Source organism: Streptococcus mitis (assembly GCF_047463435.1).
Lineage (GTDB): Bacteria > Bacillota > Bacilli > Lactobacillales > Streptococcaceae > Streptococcus > Streptococcus mitis_DS.
On sequence record NZ_JASHDW010000004.1, the window covers coordinates 63,929 to 81,885 of the forward strand.

Genomic DNA, 17,957 nt, shown 5'->3' on the forward strand with positions numbered 1-17,957 from the left:
GCAACCTCAAAACAGTGTTTTGAGCAACCTGCGGCTAGTTTCCTAGTTTGCTCTTTGATTTTCATTGAGTATAAGAAAAAATCAGTCCCCTAAAGGAGTAGATTATGAAGTTATTGTCTATCGCCATTCCTAGCTATAATGCCGCTGCCTATCTTCATTACTGTGTGGAGTCGCTAGTGATTGGTGGTGAGCAAGTTGAGATTTTGATTATCAATGATGGGTCTCATGACCAGACTCAGGAAATCGCTGAGCGTTTAGCCAGCAAGTATCCTAGCATCGTTAGAGCCATTTATCAGGAAAATAAGGGGCATGGCGGTGCTGTCAATCGTGGCTTGGCAGAAGCTTCTGGTCGTTATTTTAAAGTAGTTGATAGTGATGACTGGGTGGATCCCCGTGCTTATCTGAAAATTTTGGAAACCTTGCAGGAACTAGAGAGCGAGGGGCAAGAGGTGGACGCCTTTGTGACCAATTTTGTCTATGAAAAGGAAGGTCAGTCTCGTAAGAAGAGTATGAGTTATGAGTCAGTTTTGCCTGTCCAGCAGATTTTTGGCTGGGACCAGGTCGGAAATTTCTCAAAAGGTCAGTATATCATGATGCACTCGCTGATTTACCGGACAGATTTGTTGCGAGCCAGCCAGTTCCAATTGCCTGAACATACTTTTTATGTCGACAATCTCTTTGTCTTTACTCCCCTTCAGCAGGTCAAGACCATGTACTATCTGCCTGTCGATTTCTATCGTTATTTGATTGGGCGTGAGGACCAGTCTGTCAATGAGCAAGTGATGATTAAACGCATTGACCAGCAACTCAAGGTCAATCGACTCTTGGTAGACCAGCTTGATTTGTCCAAAGTAAGCCATCCCAAAATGAGAGAATATCTACTGAATCATATTGAGATTACGACGGTTATTTCTAGTGCTTTGCTTAACCGAGCTGGAACAGCGGAGCATCTGGCCAAAAAACGGGAGCTGTGGACCTATATTCAACAGGAAAATCCAGAGGTCTTTCAAGCTATTCGTAAGACTATGTTGAGCCGTTTGACCAAACATTCAGTCTTGCCAGCTCGCAAACTTTCCAATGTTGTCTATCAAATCACCAAATCTGTTTATGGATTTAATTAATATAAGTATTTTATAAGAGGGATTTAAGAAAAATTTTAACTTTTTCTTAATCCTTTTTAATTTTAGGAGATTATACTAGAGTCATCAAATAAAGAAAAACTCTAAGGAGAATCCTATGAAATTCAATCCAAATCAAAGATATACTCGTTGGTCTATTCGCCGTCTTAGTGTCGGTGTTGCCTCAGTTGTTGTGGCTAGTGGCTTCTTTGTTCTAGTTGGGCAACCAAGTTCTGTGCGTGCCGATGTAGTCAATCCAACCCCTGCTCAAGTCGTGCCAGACGCTGCTTCGGTGAGTGAAAAGAGCGACTTACCAGCAGAACTTCTCAAAGAAGCAGTCGATACAGCTCTTCCTTCAGAACAGGCAGACTCAGCACCTAAAGCAAGCTTGGATACTACAAACTCTCCAGAGAAAGCGGATGTGGCTGCTAAAGACCAAGTAGTAGCACCAAAAGAAGAAGTGCAAGCAAAACCAGAATCTAAGAAAGAAACAGAAGATGCGGTTAAACCTGCGCCTGCAGTTTCTGGACAAGACCGTGAAGCAAATGAGGCTCAACCAGCAACTACTCCAGCTGAAGTTCAAAAAGGCGTGGCTGACAATACCAAAGACACAGTAGATGTTCCAGCTGCATATTTGGACAAAGCCAACTTCCCAGGCCCATTCACAGCTGGTGTCAACCAAGTCATCCCATACGAATTCTTCGCCGGAGACGGTATGTTAACTCGTTTGATTTTGAAAGCATCTGACAAGGCTCCATGGTCCGACAATGGTTCAGCTAAAAATCCAGCTCTCCCACCAGTAGAAAACTTGGGCAAAGGTCTCTATTTCTATGAAGTAGATTTGGCAGGAACTCAAGGTAAATCAGACAAAGATTTGTTAGACTTGTTGAAACAAAACGGCACTCAAAGCTACAAAGCAACTATCAAAGTGTATGGTGCGAAAGATGGTAAGGCTGATTTGACTAATCTCGTAGCGACTAAAGGTTTGGATGTCAATTTGAATGGCTTAACTACTCCAGCCGAAGTTCAAAAAGGTGTGGCAGACAATACCAAAGATACAGTGGATGTTCCAGCTTCTTACTTGGACAAAGCAAACTTCCCAGGCCCATTCACAGCCGGTGTCAACCAAGTCATTCCATATGAATTCTTCGCTGGTGACGGTATGTTGACTCGTTTGATTTTGAAAGCTTCTGACAAGGCTCCATGGTCAGACAACGGCTCAGCTAAAAATCCAGCTCTTTCACCAGTAGAAAAATTAGGCAAAGGCCTCTACTTCTATGAAGTGGATTTGGCAGGTACTCAAGGAAAATCTGACAAAGAGCTACTTGATTTGTTAAAACAAAACGGCACTCAAAGCTATAAAGCAACTATCAAGGTGTACGGCGCTAAAGATGGCAAGGCCGATTTGAACAATCTCGTAGCGACTAAAAATTTGGATGTCAATTTGAACGGCTTGACTACTCCAGCTGAAGTCCAAAAAGGTGTGGCAGACAATACCAAAGACACAGTAGATGTCCCAGCCACTTACTTGGACAAAGCCAATTTCCCAGGCCCATTCACAGCCGGTGTTAACCAAGTTATTCCTTACGAGTTCTTCGCCGGTGACGGTATGTTGACTCGCTTGATATTGAAAGCATCCGACAAGGCTCCATGGTCAGACAATGGTTCAGCCAAAAATCCGGCCCTTCCACCAGTAGAAAAATTAGGCAAAGGCCTCTACTTCTATGAAGTGGACTTGGCAGGTACCCAAGGAAAATCTGATAAAGAGCTTCTAGACCTCTTGAAACAAAACGGCAGTCAAAGCTATAAAGCAACTATCAAGGTATACGGTGCTAAAGACGGCAAGGCCGATTTGAGCAATCTCGTAGCGACTAAAAATTTGGATGTCAATTTGAACGGCTTGACTACTCCAGCTGAAGTCCAAAAAGGTGTGGCTGACAACACTAAAGACACAGTAGATGTCCCAGCTAGCTACCTTGACAAGGCTAACTTCCCTGGACCGTTCACAGCCGGTGTTAACCAAGTCATTCCTTACGAGTTCTTCGCCGGTGACGGTATGTTGACTCGCTTGATATTGAAAGCATCCGACAAGGCTCCATGGTCAGACAATGGTTCAGCCAAAAATCCGGCCCTTCCACCAGTAGAAAAATTAGGCAAAGGCCTCTACTTCTATGAAGTGGACTTGGCAGGTACCCAAGGAAAATCTGATAAAGAGCTTCTAGACCTCTTGAAACAAAATGGTACGCAAAGCTATAAAGCTACTATCAAAGTGTACGGTGCTAAAGATGGCAAGGCGGACTTGAGCAACCTTGTAGCGACTAAGGATTTGGATGTCAACTTGAACGGTTTGACCACCCCAGCTGAAGTACAAAAAGGCGTGGCTGACAATACTAAAGATACAGTGGATGTTCCGGCTACTTACCTGGACAAGGCTAATTTCCCAGGCCCATTCACAGCCGGTGTTAACCAAGTTATTCCATACGAATTCTTCGCTGGTGATGGCATGTTAACTCGCCTTATCTTGGAAGCCTCAGATAAGGCTCCATGGTCAGACAACGGCTCAGCTAAAAATCCCGCTCTCCCACCAGTAGAAAAATTGGGCAAAGGCCTCTACTTCTATGAAGTGGATTTGGCTGGCACTCAAGGAAAATCTGATAAAGAGCTTCTTGACCTCTTGAAACAAAACGGCACTCAAAGCTATAAAGCTACTATCAAAGTGTACGGTGCAAAAGATGGCAAGGCAGACTTGAGCAACCTTGTAGCGACTAAGGATTTGACAGTGAACTTGAATGGACATCAGTCTCTTACTCCGATGCAATCAGGCTTCGTCCCATCTTCTAATGGTTCAGCTATGCCGGCTCCAATGATGAATAGTCATCAAGATGCGTCTAAGATGAACGCTCAAATGCCAAGTGCCAATCAAGATGAGATGAAATCTCAAATGCCAGCTACTAGTCAGGATAAGATGATGCCTAACAAAGAGCAGGACAAAACCATGAATGCTAGCCAGCCTATGGCAACACCAAGCATGAAGCAAGACCAAGCTCCAGCAGCCTCAAGCAAAATGTCTGATGAAGGCAAGATGGCATCTAATAACAAGGTGTCAAGTCCAATGATGGCTGATCAAATGAAAGAGCAAAAAGACATGCTTCCATATACTGGTGAAGCTCAAACATCAATGGCTACTCTTGGATTCTTTGGACTCGCCTTGGCCGGCCTGCTAGGTGGACTCGGTTTGAAAGCTAAAAAAGAGGAAAATGACTAGTCTAGCTACAGACTTTCTATCTAGGATATGAAAAATCCAGATATCGTTTAGAATGTTCGTAAAGAGATAAAAATAGTGTTATACTATTGTGGTATAGCACTGTTTTTTTCAAAGGAGAGACAGATGGGAAAGACAATTTTACTCGTTGACGACGAGGTAGAAATCACAGATATTCATCAACGCTATCTGGTTCAGGCAGGATATCAGGTTTTGGTGGCTCATGATGGAGTAGAGGCCTTAGAAATCTTCAAGCGAAAAGCGATTGATTTGATTATTACAGATATCATGATGCCTCAGATGGATGGTTATGATTTGATTAGCGAGGTCCAGTATCAATCTCCGGATCAGCCTTTTCTCTTTATCACGGCTAAGACTAGCGAGCAGGACAAGATTTACGGCCTAAGCCTGGGGGCAGATGACTTTATTGCCAAGCCCTTTAGCCCTCGTGAGCTGGTTTTGCGTGTCCATAATATCTTACGTCGCCTTCATCGTGGAGGTGAGACAGAAGTCGTCAGTCTCGGGGATTTACGGATGAATCACGGTAGTCATGAGGTCCAAGTCGGAGATGTGGCGCTGGATTTGACCGTCAAATCCTTCGAACTTCTATGGCTTTTAGCTAGTAATCCAGAGCGCGTTTTCTCTAAGACAGACCTCTATGAAAAAGTCTGGCAGGAAGACTATGTGGATGATACCAATACCTTGAACGTTCATATTCATGCTCTTCGACAGGAGTTGGCTAAACATGCTAGTGCAGAAACACCGACCATCAAAACCGTCTGGGGCTTGGGCTACAAAATTGAGAAAGCACGAGGTAGTCAATGAAATTAAAAAGTTATATTTTAGTGGGGTATATCATTTCAACACTCCTAACGATTATCGTGGTTTTTTGGGCTATCCAGCGCATGTTAATTGAGCAAAGAGAAATTTATTTCCTGATTGGCATGACTTTAATCGCAAGTTTTGTCGGTGCTGGGATTAGTCTCTTTCTCCTATCGCCTGTCTTTACATCATTGGCTAAACTTAAGGAACATGCCAAGCGAGTAGCGGACAAGGACTTCCCTGCAAATCTGGAGGTTCAAGGGCCTGCAGAATTTCAGCAGTTAGGGAAAGCCTTCAATGAAATGTCCCATGATTTGCAGGCGACCTTTGATTCCTTGGAAGAAAGCGAACGAGAAAAGGGCTTGATGATTGCCCAGCTGTCGCATGATATCAAGACTCCCATCACTTCGATCCAAGCGACGGTAGAAGGGATTTTGGATGGGGTTATCAAGGAAGGAGAACAGGAGCATTATCTAGCAACCATTGGGCGTCAGACGGAAAGGCTCAATAAACTGGTTGAGGAGTTGAATTTTTTGACCCTAAACACAGCTAGAAATCAGGCAGAGACGACTAGTAAAGACAGCATTTTTCTGGATCAGCTCTTGATTGAGTGCATGAGTGAATTTCAGTTCTTGATTGAGCAGGAGGAGCGAGATGTCCACTTGCAGGTGATTCCAGAGTCTGCCCGGATTGAGGGAGATTATGCCAAACTTTCTCGCATCTTGGTGAATCTGGTCAATAACGCTTTTAAATACTCAGCTCCAGGAACCAAGCTGGAAGTGGTGGCTAAGCTGGATAATAACCAGCTTTCAATCAGTGTGACCGATGAGGGACAGGGGATTGCCCCAGAGGATTTGGAGAATATTTTCAAACGCCTTTATCGTGTAGAAACTTCGCGTAATATGAAAACAGGTGGTCATGGCTTAGGTCTTGCGATTGCGCGTGAATTGGCCCATCAATTGGGTGGGGAAATCACAGTCAGCAGCCAGTACGGCATCGGAAGCACCTTTACCCTCGTCCTCAATCTCTCTGACAATGAAAATAAAGCTTAAAACCCCTTTACAAATCTAGCCATTCATGGTAAAATGGATTTTGTGTGAAATATCAGCAGGAAAGCATGAAGCTCGTCAACAGGTGTCTTATGATAAGTAACCTTGGCTGTTTAGGCGAAGGGCATCTGCACGAATCAGGGCTTTCTAAGTGACTATTTCCACCGAAATATTATTTATATCAGGAGGACATTTACATGTCACGTTATACAGGACCATCTTGGAAACAAGCTCGTCGCCTTGGCCTTTCACTTACAGGTACAGGTAAAGAATTGGCACGTCGTAACTACGTACCAGGACAACACGGACCAAACAACCGTTCTAAATTGTCAGAATACGGTTTGCAATTGGCTGAAAAACAAAAACTTCGTTTCACTTACGGTGTAGGTGAAAAACAATTCCGTAACTTGTTCGTACAAGCTACAAAAATCAAAGGCGGAATCCTAGGTTTCAACTTCATGCTTCTTTTGGAACGCCGTTTGGATAACGTTGTTTACCGTCTTGGTCTTGCGACTACTCGTCGCCAAGCTCGTCAATTCGTAAACCACGGTCACATCCTTGTTGACGGAAAACGCGTTGATATCCCATCATACCGCGTAACTCCAGGTCAAGTGATCTCAGTTCGTGAAAAATCATTGAAAGTTCCAGCTATCCTTGAAGCAGTAGAAGCTACTCTTGGACGTCCAGCATTCGTATCATTCGACGCTGAAAAATTGGAAGGTTCATTGACTCGCTTGCCAGAACGCGACGAAATCAACCCAGAAATCAACGAAGCACTTGTCGTTGAATTCTACAACAAAATGCTTTAATTTTAAGATATATTTTACAGAAAGCCTACAACAGTGGGCTTTTTGCTTTGTCTTAAAACGTTGATTTCTGGGTTTGTCATCATTTTTGTCATCACTTATAACGAACTAACAGCTTTCTCATAAAATGAGACGGCTGTTTTTGCTTTTTCTTTGGAGAGATGACTGTAAGTGTCCATAGTCATAGCTAGTGTAGAATGACCTAGACGGTGTTGCAATTCTTTATACGGTATTCCAGAGTTTAGCAAAAGACTAGCGTGTGTGTGTCTAAAACCGTGGAATCCAATATTAGGAACGCCAGCATGTTTGAAACGTGTGTTTAAACGATTTGATAGTGTTTTATTGTTTGGGTATTTATGAATAAAATCTGAGAAGACAACAGTTTCAGTTCGACCAAGTTTCCAAGCTTCTTGCCTTTGTCTTTTTTGATACACTTTTAAGACCTCTATAGTTTGTGGGTCAATATCAATTGTGCGATAACTTGCCTCAGACTTTGGGCTGTTAATCTCACCTAAATGATTTAGTGTCTTTGTAATATTCACAGTTGCATTATGTAGGTCAATATCTGACCAGTGTAGAGCTAAGGCTTCGTTAATACGGCAACCAGTAGCAAGAAGAAACTTATACAAAGTAATTTCATAGATATTTCTATATATTGCTAAGTTAGCCTCTTCTAAATAGCTAAGAAATTGTTTTAACTCTAAGTTATTAAAGTGTTTTACTTTGTTTCTACCCTTTTTTATTTTACGAGGAAGAATAACTTCACGAGCTGGATTTATATCAATAATCTGCATTGTCACAGCATATTGTAGGATACGTTTATTTAGCGCGTGAATTTTATCATAATGTAGAAATGCACCTTCTTCTCTTTTGTTAGCGCGTAGAGCTAGTTGATTAACAATGCGTTGGATAGTTGGAGTAGTTAACTTATCTAACCTATAAGAACCAAATAAAGGAATTACATGGTTAGCTAATAGTCGTTTTACTGAATCTTGCGTATTTGGTTTTACTGTGTGTTGATAGCTTTCCCACCATAGTTGAGCTACTTCTTCATAGCTTGTTAGTGGGATTGTTTCCTTTTTAGTACAGCCATTATTTTGGAATTCAGCCTTAGCTAATTGAGCTTTTTTCTTCAGTTCAGTTTTTGTTCTAGCTGTCAGATTAGCTTGTATTCTTTTTCCAGTTGTCATATCGATACCAAGATATACCCTAGAACGATATACAGTGCTACCATTTTGTTTCTTGATTTCTGCTATTTTCATTTCTTAACCTTTCTAACATCAGTAGGCAAGCTGTAAAAGGTTATGAAAAATAGTTATTATGATTTGTGTCTAGAACGAATACCTTCAATTAGTATTTGTAGAGCGGTTAAGTCTTCAGTTGTGAGTGCTTGACCATCAATAGTTATTTTTACATTCTTTCTTAAGATATAATCAAGGTTGACTTTAATATTTTCCCCATTGATAATATCTTGGCTAATATCTTTGTATGTTTTTAACTTTGAGAATATGGATTCGCCATTTCTTAACTCAATTAAATCTTTTAAAAGTTGCTTCTCTTTATCGTTATGAACTGAGTCCATGTGGATATTTTTGATTATCTCATCAATATAAGAGTTAGCCAATTTTTGATATTTAATGTTGTATTCATCAAACTCTAATCCATCTTGTTCGCATTTTTCTTTTATAGAGCATTTAGCAATATATTCAGTGATTTCAATGAGCTTCTTTACGCTGGGAATCTTTTTCTCATTCTCAATTTGTGAGATATAAGACTGTGATACTTTTAGTTCTTCAGCGAGGCTCTTAGTAGTTACATCGCCTTCTGTGCGGTGTTTTTTAAGATATGCTCCTATCATATTTAACCTCCGTTTAATAACTTTAGTAATATTTTAGCACAAAACTCTTGACATGTAAATATAAAACTGATAAAATGCAAAACATAACCTAAGTTAATTGACTTAGTTAAAAAGGTGAGCTGTAATAGTTATGAGAGGATAGTTGTGAACAAATAGGAAAGAAGGAGGATATATGTATAGTATACCACAAGGGATATTATCTCAAGAAGCAGAACTAGCATTGTTGGGAAGGATTGAGTTTTTAATAAATGATTATCTATCACACGCAGTGCTTCCATCTCACAGTGACTCGTTCGGCTTGATTCAACAGAAAGAGTTAATCAAAGAACTAGGTATTAGTTTAGTAACTCTGCATGAATGGGAGCGTTTGGGGTTAACCAGATACTGTCCACCGATAGAAGGAACTCGCAAAGTTTTCTATAAGAAATCAGATGTTATGAAGTTCCTTTCAATTACTAGAAAGGAGTAACTATATTGTATGAAATAATAAAAATATAGTTGAAAATTCCTATGATTACTTGAAATACATAGGTACTTGTAACCATGTTGAATCTTTGATTCAATTGCTATCAATTACACTATATAGTGTAATGCTTATCCAAGAAAGGATTTTCTAATGACATTAATTACTATAAAGCCAAAGCGTTCTGTGTTAGAATCAGACTATGAATTTGAAACTTACCCAGAGAGTGCTATTCAAGATTTTGCTAACGCTACTCCAATAGATAAATATAAAGAAGCGTGGCGAATCTATAAAAATGAGGTAATTGATTCTGACCCTTATAAAGACGTTTCAGAAAAAGACAAGATGAAAAAGAGAAAACCTCCTTTTTATATTATGGCAGAATTTTTAATGGTTCATCTCATTGTGGTTAGTATAGCTGAAATAGAGGATACCGGTGAAGGTAGCTTATTTGTGTACAATCCAAAAGAGGGGATTTATCAACCTGCTTGGGATATAGTTACTAAATTAGTAAGAAGATTAGAGCCTTCTTATAGGAGTAGTGATATATTAGAGACTATTTCTGTACTAAGTTGTAACTGTAAAAATGTAAGTGTATATCAAGGCTCACGTTATATAGCGTTAGGGAATTGTATTTATGATACTTATTATCGGTACGGAATGAAATACAGTCCTTCAATTGTGTTTACACATAAGGTACAAGTAAATTATAATCCAGAAGCAACTTCTCCAGTATTAGGCGATTGGTCTATTGATTCTTGGTTAACTGAGTTGTTTAATAATGATGCTGAACTAATTCGCTTAGCATGGCAAACAATTTTGGCAGTGATAAGTGGATATGCTGACGAGAGAATTATTTGGCTGATTGGAAAAGGAGGAACTGGTAAGGGTAGTTTTCAGGACTTGTTAATTAACTTAGTAGGTAGGAGTAATACAGCCTCCATGAAACTAATTGAATTAGATGGCAAAAACCGTTTTGCTACTTCACAGTTAATAGGTAAACATCTAGTTATTGGAGATGATAACCCTATTGATAAGGAGGTAACAGACCCTTCTACTATGTTCTCTCTAGTTACTCATGATATAGTCACAATCGAAAAGAAAGGCAAACAGGCCTATTCTGCTCGACTTACTCCTGTGATTGTTCAATCATCTAATCGATTGATTAAGATTCATGGAGACAAAGAAGCTATAGCAAGAAGAACTTTTATACTTCCCTTTGTTTCTGAATTTAACAGAGCTGGGTACAAAAGAGAAATAAAGCAGGTTTATCTAAAACATCAGGATGTATTAGAATATGTATTGAAGAATGCATTAGACTATGATATCAGTGACGGATTCAAGGATATCAGTTATCACCCTTCTATCAAGGAAATTCATGGTAAGTCTATGACAAGTGTTGAACAGTTTTCATATTATCTGTTTAGTCGTGTGAAATCTACTTTCTTGCCGAATTCATTTATGCTATGGGCATATACACAGTTCTGTGAGAAGAATGGTTTAGTAAAAGGAACTAAGGAAGCTTTTCACAAAGAATTAAAAGATGCACTTCCATCAAACTGGGTCTTTAAGTCAACATTATCTACTTGTAAAGATTTTGATGAGAGTGATTTGGTTCCTTTTACTCATTCTAAGCCCTTCAGTTTAGATACCACAAAGAGATATAAGGGATATGTATTGAGGTCATGCTCTTGATACACTTGAAACAGTAAATTTCATTTCTATTTTTAATTTTATTTCTTTTATTTATCCTAAGAAGTTAGAAATTAGTGTATCAAGTGTATCATTTTAGCAAAGTACAAAGTGTGAACGACTAGCCCGCCATGAGCGAAGGCAAAGGAGTGAAATACTTTGTTTAGTACCAAATACGCCTAATTTATTCCATGGTCTAATTGACAGCAAGAAACAAGGCACTCTCGTACAAATGAACTGTCCATCCGAAAAACTAAAGCCTTTCGTCTGAGACGTTCTTAGCGTACTTTGTGCCTACTTACTGTCAATTTGCTTTCACGGCATAAAGGCGTATGCTTATGAGATAAATTAGAGAATAAAACTAGCTATTTAAAGAGGTTTTACATTATAGAATTTCATGTTTTTGTAATGTTGACTTGATTCAGCTATCAGTTTTTACTGTACAATAGTATCAATTTCTCTCTCTGTGTTTGTGGTTAGTAATGCGCGTGATAATGGGATTTCTAAGGGTCGATTAAAAAATAGAATAGTAATAGATGTATGTGAATTTTGCTATTCAGCGATTAATTCTCTATATCAAAAATATGTTAGTAATGTGGAATTGTCTGAAAGAGATTCATGTGATATAAAGAATATACAAAATCCCTGCAATGAGTAATTGCAGGGATTTTCAGCTATTAGAGAAGAATTAATAGATAGAGGCAATTTTGATTTAATCTGTTTTGTAAAATACCTGTTTGACATCATCAATGACAGTTTGCCCAGCAATAATTCTAACCTTTGTTTTATCAGATATATCTTCAGTTGGTATCATACGATTATTTTCAAAACGTTTCAATGGTATACTTGTACCTGGAGGATAGACTCCTATACCATATCCTGCATATCCTGAGCCAACACTAAAACCTATATGTCCATCGCTTCCTATACTTGATTTGTATATTTGTCCTCCTTTTATTAACCCATTCTTATTAAACACTATTTCATATCCTAGTTCATTCCTCCAAGTACCAGCTATACTAGAGTAGTCTCCATGTAGAATAGCCTGTGTATCAATTTCTTGTGTTGTATTTTCTGTGTGCTTTTCTTCTGTGGGAGTCGTGATAAGTGTGGCATCAGTAGCAACCCAGAATTGAAATTTTTCAGAGTCTTCCATGATTCTGACTGTGAAAGTAACGGTTGCTCCTTCTTGCCATCCTTCAATCATAGATTTCTTAATTTGTATTTGTACACCAGTTATAGGAGCATTACTAGCTTTTACCCAAATAGTATGGTATGTTTCTAGAGCTTTAAAATGTCCTACGTATGCTTCCCAAAATTTTTGGCGTGTTAGTTCTGCTGTGAAGCGGTATAGTTGACCAGTTTTTAACCTACCATCATTTTCCATGTCTCGAAGCTCTTCGGCTGTCGTGTCTATTATACTATCTTCAGTTGAGCTAGAACTTGTGGTAGATGTGCTGGATGATGCAGAGAAACTAGAAGTAGTAGATGAGATTTGTTGTGAAGAGTGACTATCTACTGTTTCTATATTTTCATTTAGATGTCTAAAGAATAAAAAAGTAGCTCCTATAATGGTAAGAAGTAGAAGTGTAATTGAGGTTATAAGAATCCAAAGCTTGTTGCTCTGTGGTAGAGGACAAACTACTACGTGATTCTGATTTTGGTAAACTTCAACAATATCGTTTACTTTAGGATGAAAAGTTAACTCATTGATAGGAACATTTAGAGTCTCATTTGTGTGGAGTCGAATGATAATATGTGTTTCTGAAACGTGAATAATTTGGTTATGTTTTTTATTTTTCATGTAGTATTAGTTCTCGTACATATAGGCAACCATGAGAGGTAGTGTTTTTGTGGATTTAAAGACCGTTTCATAACTTTGTCTTCCTTTTACTAGTCCGTACAATGTTATATGGTCATCTTCGGCTATAACTCTATTGTTGTATTCATAATCTCTCCTATTTATCTCTTTCATAGAAATAAGCAATCATAAATGGGCTTATTACTGCAGAATCTCCTGAAGAATACTGCTTAACTCCATAAGTTTTCCCATACAAATCTAATTTATCACCTTCTACTATGATATCTAACAAGTAATCATTCGGAATAAAAACAGAAACAGGCTTACCAAGTCCTGGACGACCTATTTCATTTAGAACTATTTGTATCAAAATACCTTTATCATCTGGGTCTTTGAGAATTTGTACAACTTCTCCTCTAACATGTAGTTTTAGATAGTGAGGAAATTCATCATGAATCCATTTATCATAGTCAAATGACGAGGAATATTTCTGCTTATCTGTCCTTTCTTCATAGTCTATTGTCAATAAATTCTTAGGAATATTTCCTGATATCCAAGATTTTGTGGAACTAGAGCTACTTTCTTGAGATGAAGAGCTAGAACTATTCTTAGATGAAGACATAGAGGACTTAGAGGAACTAGAGATATTCTGTGATGTAGTTACTTTATTCATTATAAAATATGCACTAACCGACAAAACAATAACTACAAGAGCTATTAAAAGAGGTTTTATCTTACTTTTTCTAGATTTATGCTTTTTAACTGGGCTACTTTCAACCTTTATAACAATATCACCATAAACCTCTACATAATCCCCCATTCTAGGCTCAAAGTCACAAGATTCAATAGGAATTTCCTTTAAACTTCCATCTTCATAACCTATGTAAGCAGTATCTTCAATTATTTTAATAATTTTTCCTTTATTCATTATTTACCCCCATACAATGGCTCCTAGCCACATTCCAAAAATCATAGCACCAGTTGCACAAATCATTATAACAGTTCCTTGTTCTTTATCCCCTCTGCTTCTGATGAGATATCCTAAGACAATACCTATTACTCCAAAAATAAAAGGAAAGAAGAGCAGAGAGGTTGCTGTGCAAATCCATCCCCATATTTTCAACGTTTTAGTGTTATCGGGAGTATCTGAATTTATTATGAGTTTTCTAGTAATGATGTAGTTTCCATCAGTGCCAAAAACTTCAACCTCTTCTCCGACCTCTGGAAGGAAGTCAAAGTATTTTCTTTCTATCTCTAGAAGGCTACCATCAGCCTTACCTAGATATATCGTTTCAATATTGTCCTTAAGTATTTTGTATGTATTCATTATTTATTCCTTTCTTATAAATGATTCAATCACTTCAACACTAGCTTGACTTGCATTTTGTAATCTTTCATATGCTGTACCATTTGTGAAGCAAGTGAGATTGGGGATTGTTTTGAATCCTACAGTTGTTTTGAAGTTATTCCAACTTGTCTTATCTATATGCTCACTATCCAAGTAATACACAGTCGTCTCAGTTTTATCCACTGCTTTTGCTAGCTTTGGAGCAAATTCTTGACAGTATGGGCAACTTTCTCTCCCTGTATATAGGTAAAAGCTTTCTTGATGTTGTATTTTTTGTTCCACAGCCTCTAAACTTATCTTTTGTAGTCTGTTTGAGGCAGAGTAGTTAAGTATGCTGTGAATGTGACGATTATAATAAGTAGTAGTGACAGTAGAATAAGAACTTTTTTACTATTCATCACATCCGTATCCGTCTTTGTCTCTATCTAGCCATGGACCATATTGTGGGTCACTAGCAGGTATGTTTACACGTCCTGCTTTTCGTGCTTCCTTACAGTTTTTGAACGGTCTTAAATTTGATTGTGGAGCAGTCGTAGACGATTGTGTAGGAGTGGTTGTGGTGTGAGATGAAGTTTGTTCTTGCTCTTTTTCTCGTGAAGATGCTTTCCTTTCCTCCTCTTTTGATTTGGAGGCTTCAACACTTGCTTTTTCCTCTTCTTGTGCTTTTTCTGTTTTTCTCACTTCACTGATTACTAACGAGCCTTTGTCGATTGAATCATATTTTTCTAAAGATACTGTATTTCCTGTATAGACCATAAGTTCATTCATTTCCACAGCTAGTGATTCAGGTGTACGGATAAGAAGCTTCTTACCTGTTATGTTGTACTCACGGTATTCATCTTTTTCTTCAATCCCAATTACCTCAGCTTCAACTTCGTAGAGTTTATCTGTGTTAGAGAGTTTGTGTGCTACCTCTCTCAGTGCTTTGGCTCGCAGTATGATTTTAATTTGTGGTGTATTTAGATAAGCATCTACAGCTATATGTCCAGTTGGAGACCATTTCTCTATTTTAGAGCTAGTTTCACCACTAGATGATGAAGTAGAGGAAGATGAACTAGACTGTTTAACTTGTGAAGACTGTTTGACAGAATCACTAGCCTTAGTTTGAACTTGTGAGTGTTTAGTGCTACTGCTAGTTAATAGTGTGAAGAACAGAACGAGGATAAGCAGTAGTACAATACTACCTGTAATCTTTTGTTCTTTACTCAATTCCTTTAGCTTGTTAAGCATATGTAACCCCCGATATTTAACTTTATTTAATGAAATAGAAGAAATATTTCCTAATAGTTATAATTATATCACACAAACTTTAACAATAGAATATGTTTTTATTTAATATTAAACTATAGAGAATGTAAACCTGATTGTTTAATCTATAAGATAGATAGTAGATTTAACATAGAGGGTGAAGTAATGGATGATATATTAGAAAATATAAGTAATCAGATACGAGACTTACGAGCTTCAAAGAAGATTACACAGCAAGAACTAGCAGAAAGAACAAATCTAAGCGTTCCTTACATCAGTCAGATAGAGAATAATCACAGAAATATCTCTTTAGAAACTTTTGTGAAGATTGTTGATGCTTTAGAAGTTACGTTGAGTGATTTTTTCTTACCTTATTCTGTGCCACAAGATACAGAAATGATGGAACTATTATTGAAGATTCAGAGACACCCACAGCATAAGATGATTGTTCATAAGGTTATGGAAATACTTGAATTAAGCCAAGATAGTTAGTGTAAAATAAAAAGCACCTAAAGTGTAATTTATCCGAAATACATCCAACCGTAGACAGTTACTTTAGTATCTATTGGTATTTCCTTCATTCTTCAGATTGTTATAGTCTCTTGTGAAGTAATTTTTAATAGTAATCTGTAGGTCGGGTAATTAGAATCTATCCGTACTTTTTACATATTGTGAGGATTAAAGGTTACATTATTCAGATAAGGAATGAGAATTATTTTTCTTTATTGAAGAGGTCGATTAAAAAATAAAAAGAAAAAAGAAAGCGCTGAATCTGAGTATCCAGCGCTTATCTATTACCTTAAAAAACGTGTTATCTATTAGCTGAAGCGACCTGTTAGAATGAATCTAATTACTAATGCAGTTATACCAGTAAAAAGAGATGCTCCTAATATAAAGTTACCACTATCTTTCTCTCCTTTTTCTTTTAAAAGACGTCCCATTACAGCTGGAATCGAAACAAAAAAAGGATTACCAAATAATGTTAATACTATTCCAAGCCAAGCTATAATCTTAATATTTCTAACTGTCAGAATTTCTTTTTCTTCTTTCTTTTCTGTGGTAACTTCACTAGATTTTTTAGTTATGATATAGGTTTCTTCAGATTGATATACCTCTACTATATCCCCTAGTTGTGGTACAAAATTAAAAGAAGTCTGTTCAACTTTTAGCAAAGTTCCGTCATCTTTACCTAAATAGATTAGAGTTCCTTCAATTTTAATAACTTTATATGTATTCATTACCTCATACCTTATTTCTAATTAGTTCTTTTCACGTCTAAATAACTACCACCTTGATTTGCTAACAACAAATCTAGTGAATCTGTCATTAACATCCCATAAATTCTAATATCATCACCTGATTTCAACCCTCTTTTTTGTTTAATAAATTCCTCTTCTGTCTGCTCAGTTAAAGCCAAGTGTATTTTTTTGCCATCTTCAAATTGGAATGGTGCATTATCATCATCAAATAAATCAATTGAATGAGGTTCTACAACAATCAATAAAGTTAATACATCGCTATCGCTCTTATTTATTTTATTAACTTCTTTTACAGTTGCTCGTAATTCAAATTTACTTTTTAATTCTATCCCTTTTTGCATATATTGTTCATAAGTTTGCCCTACTGTGAACACATCAAAAATTTCAAGTTGTGGTTTTCCTGACTCCTTTTTAACTTTTGCATTTAAACCTAGAGATTGACCACCTCTAAAAATATCTTTCCCTTTATAAACTGCCTTTATTTTAGGACTATGTTTAAATCCTTTGGAATCATATTTTTTATTATTAATAATGATTTTATCTGTATCTAGATAAATTTCATCATCATTAATCAATGTGATATCCCCTTTATAGTCTATCTTTTCACCTAAATTATTCTCTAAATAATTATTAAAATCAGCTGTTGCTTTCTCAGTATCATCTTCATTTGATTGAGTTATAGAACTATTCTTAGATGATGATTTAGAGGACTTAGAAGTGTTCTGTGATACAGTCTTCTTTGAATTTGGACTGAAATTATTACTTACATATACAGTTGATAAAATAAGAATTATAATAGCTATAATCAAATACGTTATAGAGCTTTTTTTATTAACCTTATTCTTCTTAATAGATGAAATAATAAGAAGTATCAGATTTAATACAATCAGTAACAGTGAAACTACAAAAAGGGATAGTATTGTAGCTTCTAATATTACTCCTCTATCATATAATAAACTAAATGAGATAGGAAATAAAACTATAGAGGAAAATATGTTTATCTTGCTAACTAATGAAATTTTTTTAGCCTCTGATTTTTTAACTGGACTACTTTCTTTACTACCTTCAACCTTTATAGCAATATCACCATAAACCTCTACATAATCCCCCATTCTAGGCTCAAATTCACAAGATTCAATAGGAATTTCCTTTAAACTTCCATCTTCATAACCTATATACACTGTGTTCTCAGTTATCTTTAAAATTTTTCCTTTATTCATACTTTACCTTT

General features: G+C 37.2%; 17 protein-coding genes. 8 read left to right on the forward strand and 9 right to left on the reverse strand.

Features of this window, described 5'->3' with window-relative positions:
- The first annotated feature begins 104 nt into the window (after positions 1-104).
- The 5 genes from QM843_RS03375 to rpsD all read left to right on the forward strand — a co-directional run bounded on the left by QM843_RS03375 (position 105) and on the right by rpsD (position 7,060).
- Positions 105-1,121 carry a glycosyltransferase family 2 protein gene (locus tag QM843_RS03375; RefSeq protein WP_414304520.1) on the forward strand — a complete coding sequence of 339 codons (1,017 nt, stop codon included), beginning with the start codon at positions 105-107 and terminating at the stop codon, positions 1,119-1,121.
- 115 nt (positions 1,122-1,236) lie between these two features.
- Entirely contained in the window at positions 1,237-4,383 is a 3,147-nt protein-coding gene (locus QM843_RS03380; protein ID WP_414304519.1) for an SSURE domain-containing protein, read from the forward strand.
- 123 nt (positions 4,384-4,506) lie between these two features.
- Positions 4,507-5,205: a response regulator transcription factor gene (locus QM843_RS03385; protein WP_049551248.1), complete on the forward strand. Its 699-nt coding sequence runs from the start codon at positions 4,507-4,509 to the stop codon at positions 5,203-5,205.
- Positions 5,202-6,254 carry a sensor histidine kinase gene (locus QM843_RS03390; RefSeq protein WP_414304518.1) on the forward strand — a complete coding sequence of 351 codons (1,053 nt, stop codon included), beginning with the start codon at positions 5,202-5,204 and terminating at the stop codon, positions 6,252-6,254. Before QM843_RS03385 ends, QM843_RS03390 begins: the two co-directional genes overlap by 4 nt.
- 194 nt (positions 6,255-6,448) lie before the next feature.
- Positions 6,449-7,060, forward strand: coding sequence for a 30S ribosomal protein S4 (gene rpsD, locus QM843_RS03395; RefSeq protein WP_000092756.1), 612 nt, complete (start codon positions 6,449-6,451; stop codon positions 7,058-7,060).
- A gap of 95 nt (positions 7,061-7,155) precedes the next feature.
- Here rpsD and QM843_RS03400 read toward each other — a convergent pair whose 3' ends face one another.
- Positions 7,156-8,319: a tyrosine-type recombinase/integrase gene (locus QM843_RS03400; RefSeq protein ID WP_414304517.1), complete on the reverse strand. Its 1,164-nt coding sequence runs from the start codon at positions 8,317-8,319 to the stop codon at positions 7,156-7,158.
- Positions 8,320-8,375: 56 nt separating this feature from the next.
- Entirely contained in the window at positions 8,376-8,915 is a 540-nt protein-coding gene (locus QM843_RS03405) for a helix-turn-helix domain-containing protein (protein ID WP_414304516.1), read from the reverse strand.
- A gap of 172 nt (positions 8,916-9,087) precedes the next feature.
- Between QM843_RS03405 and QM843_RS03410 the strand changes: the two genes are divergently transcribed.
- Both QM843_RS03410 and QM843_RS03415 read left to right on the forward strand, forming a co-directional pair.
- A complete protein-coding gene (locus QM843_RS03410) occupies positions 9,088-9,384 on the forward strand; it encodes a hypothetical protein (RefSeq protein WP_261102827.1) in 297 nt (98 codons plus the stop codon).
- A gap of 147 nt (positions 9,385-9,531) precedes the next feature.
- A complete protein-coding gene (locus QM843_RS03415; RefSeq protein ID WP_414304515.1) occupies positions 9,532-11,073 on the forward strand; it encodes a phage/plasmid primase, P4 family in 1,542 nt (513 codons plus the stop codon).
- A gap of 709 nt (positions 11,074-11,782) precedes the next feature.
- On the opposite strand, the gene QM843_RS03420 is transcribed toward QM843_RS03415, so the two are convergent.
- The 5 genes from QM843_RS03420 to QM843_RS03440 form a co-directional block, all read right to left on the reverse strand.
- Positions 11,783-12,874 carry a DUF6287 domain-containing protein gene (locus tag QM843_RS03420; RefSeq protein WP_414304514.1) on the reverse strand — a complete coding sequence of 364 codons (1,092 nt, stop codon included), beginning with the start codon at positions 12,872-12,874 and terminating at the stop codon, positions 11,783-11,785.
- A 154-nt stretch (positions 12,875-13,028) separates the two neighbouring features.
- Complete coding sequence (locus tag QM843_RS03425) at positions 13,029-13,799, reverse strand: hypothetical protein (protein ID WP_261042645.1); 771 nt, start codon at positions 13,797-13,799, stop codon at positions 13,029-13,031.
- Between the two features lie 3 nt (positions 13,800-13,802).
- Complete coding sequence (locus QM843_RS03430) at positions 13,803-14,198, reverse strand: hypothetical protein (RefSeq protein WP_061759857.1); 396 nt, start codon at positions 14,196-14,198, stop codon at positions 13,803-13,805.
- Positions 14,199-14,201: 3 nt separating this feature from the next.
- Entirely contained in the window at positions 14,202-14,501 is a 300-nt protein-coding gene (locus QM843_RS03435; RefSeq protein WP_414304513.1) for a DUF6568 family protein, read from the reverse strand.
- A gap of 108 nt (positions 14,502-14,609) precedes the next feature.
- Complete coding sequence (locus tag QM843_RS03440; protein ID WP_061759858.1) at positions 14,610-15,449, reverse strand: excalibur calcium-binding domain-containing protein; 840 nt, start codon at positions 15,447-15,449, stop codon at positions 14,610-14,612.
- A gap of 183 nt (positions 15,450-15,632) precedes the next feature.
- Between QM843_RS03440 and QM843_RS03445 the strand changes: the two genes are divergently transcribed.
- Entirely contained in the window at positions 15,633-15,959 is a 327-nt protein-coding gene (locus QM843_RS03445) for a helix-turn-helix domain-containing protein (RefSeq protein WP_000340949.1), read from the forward strand.
- 326 nt (positions 15,960-16,285) lie between these two features.
- Here the strand turns inward: QM843_RS03445 and QM843_RS03450 are convergent, their stop codons facing one another.
- A complete protein-coding gene (locus tag QM843_RS03450) occupies positions 16,286-16,705 on the reverse strand; it encodes a hypothetical protein (RefSeq protein ID WP_261016869.1) in 420 nt (139 codons plus the stop codon).
- Positions 16,706-16,722: 17 nt separating this feature from the next.
- Entirely contained in the window at positions 16,723-17,946 is a 1,224-nt protein-coding gene (locus QM843_RS03455; protein WP_261016870.1) for a hypothetical protein, read from the reverse strand.
- Positions 17,947-17,957: the final 11 nt, after the last annotated feature.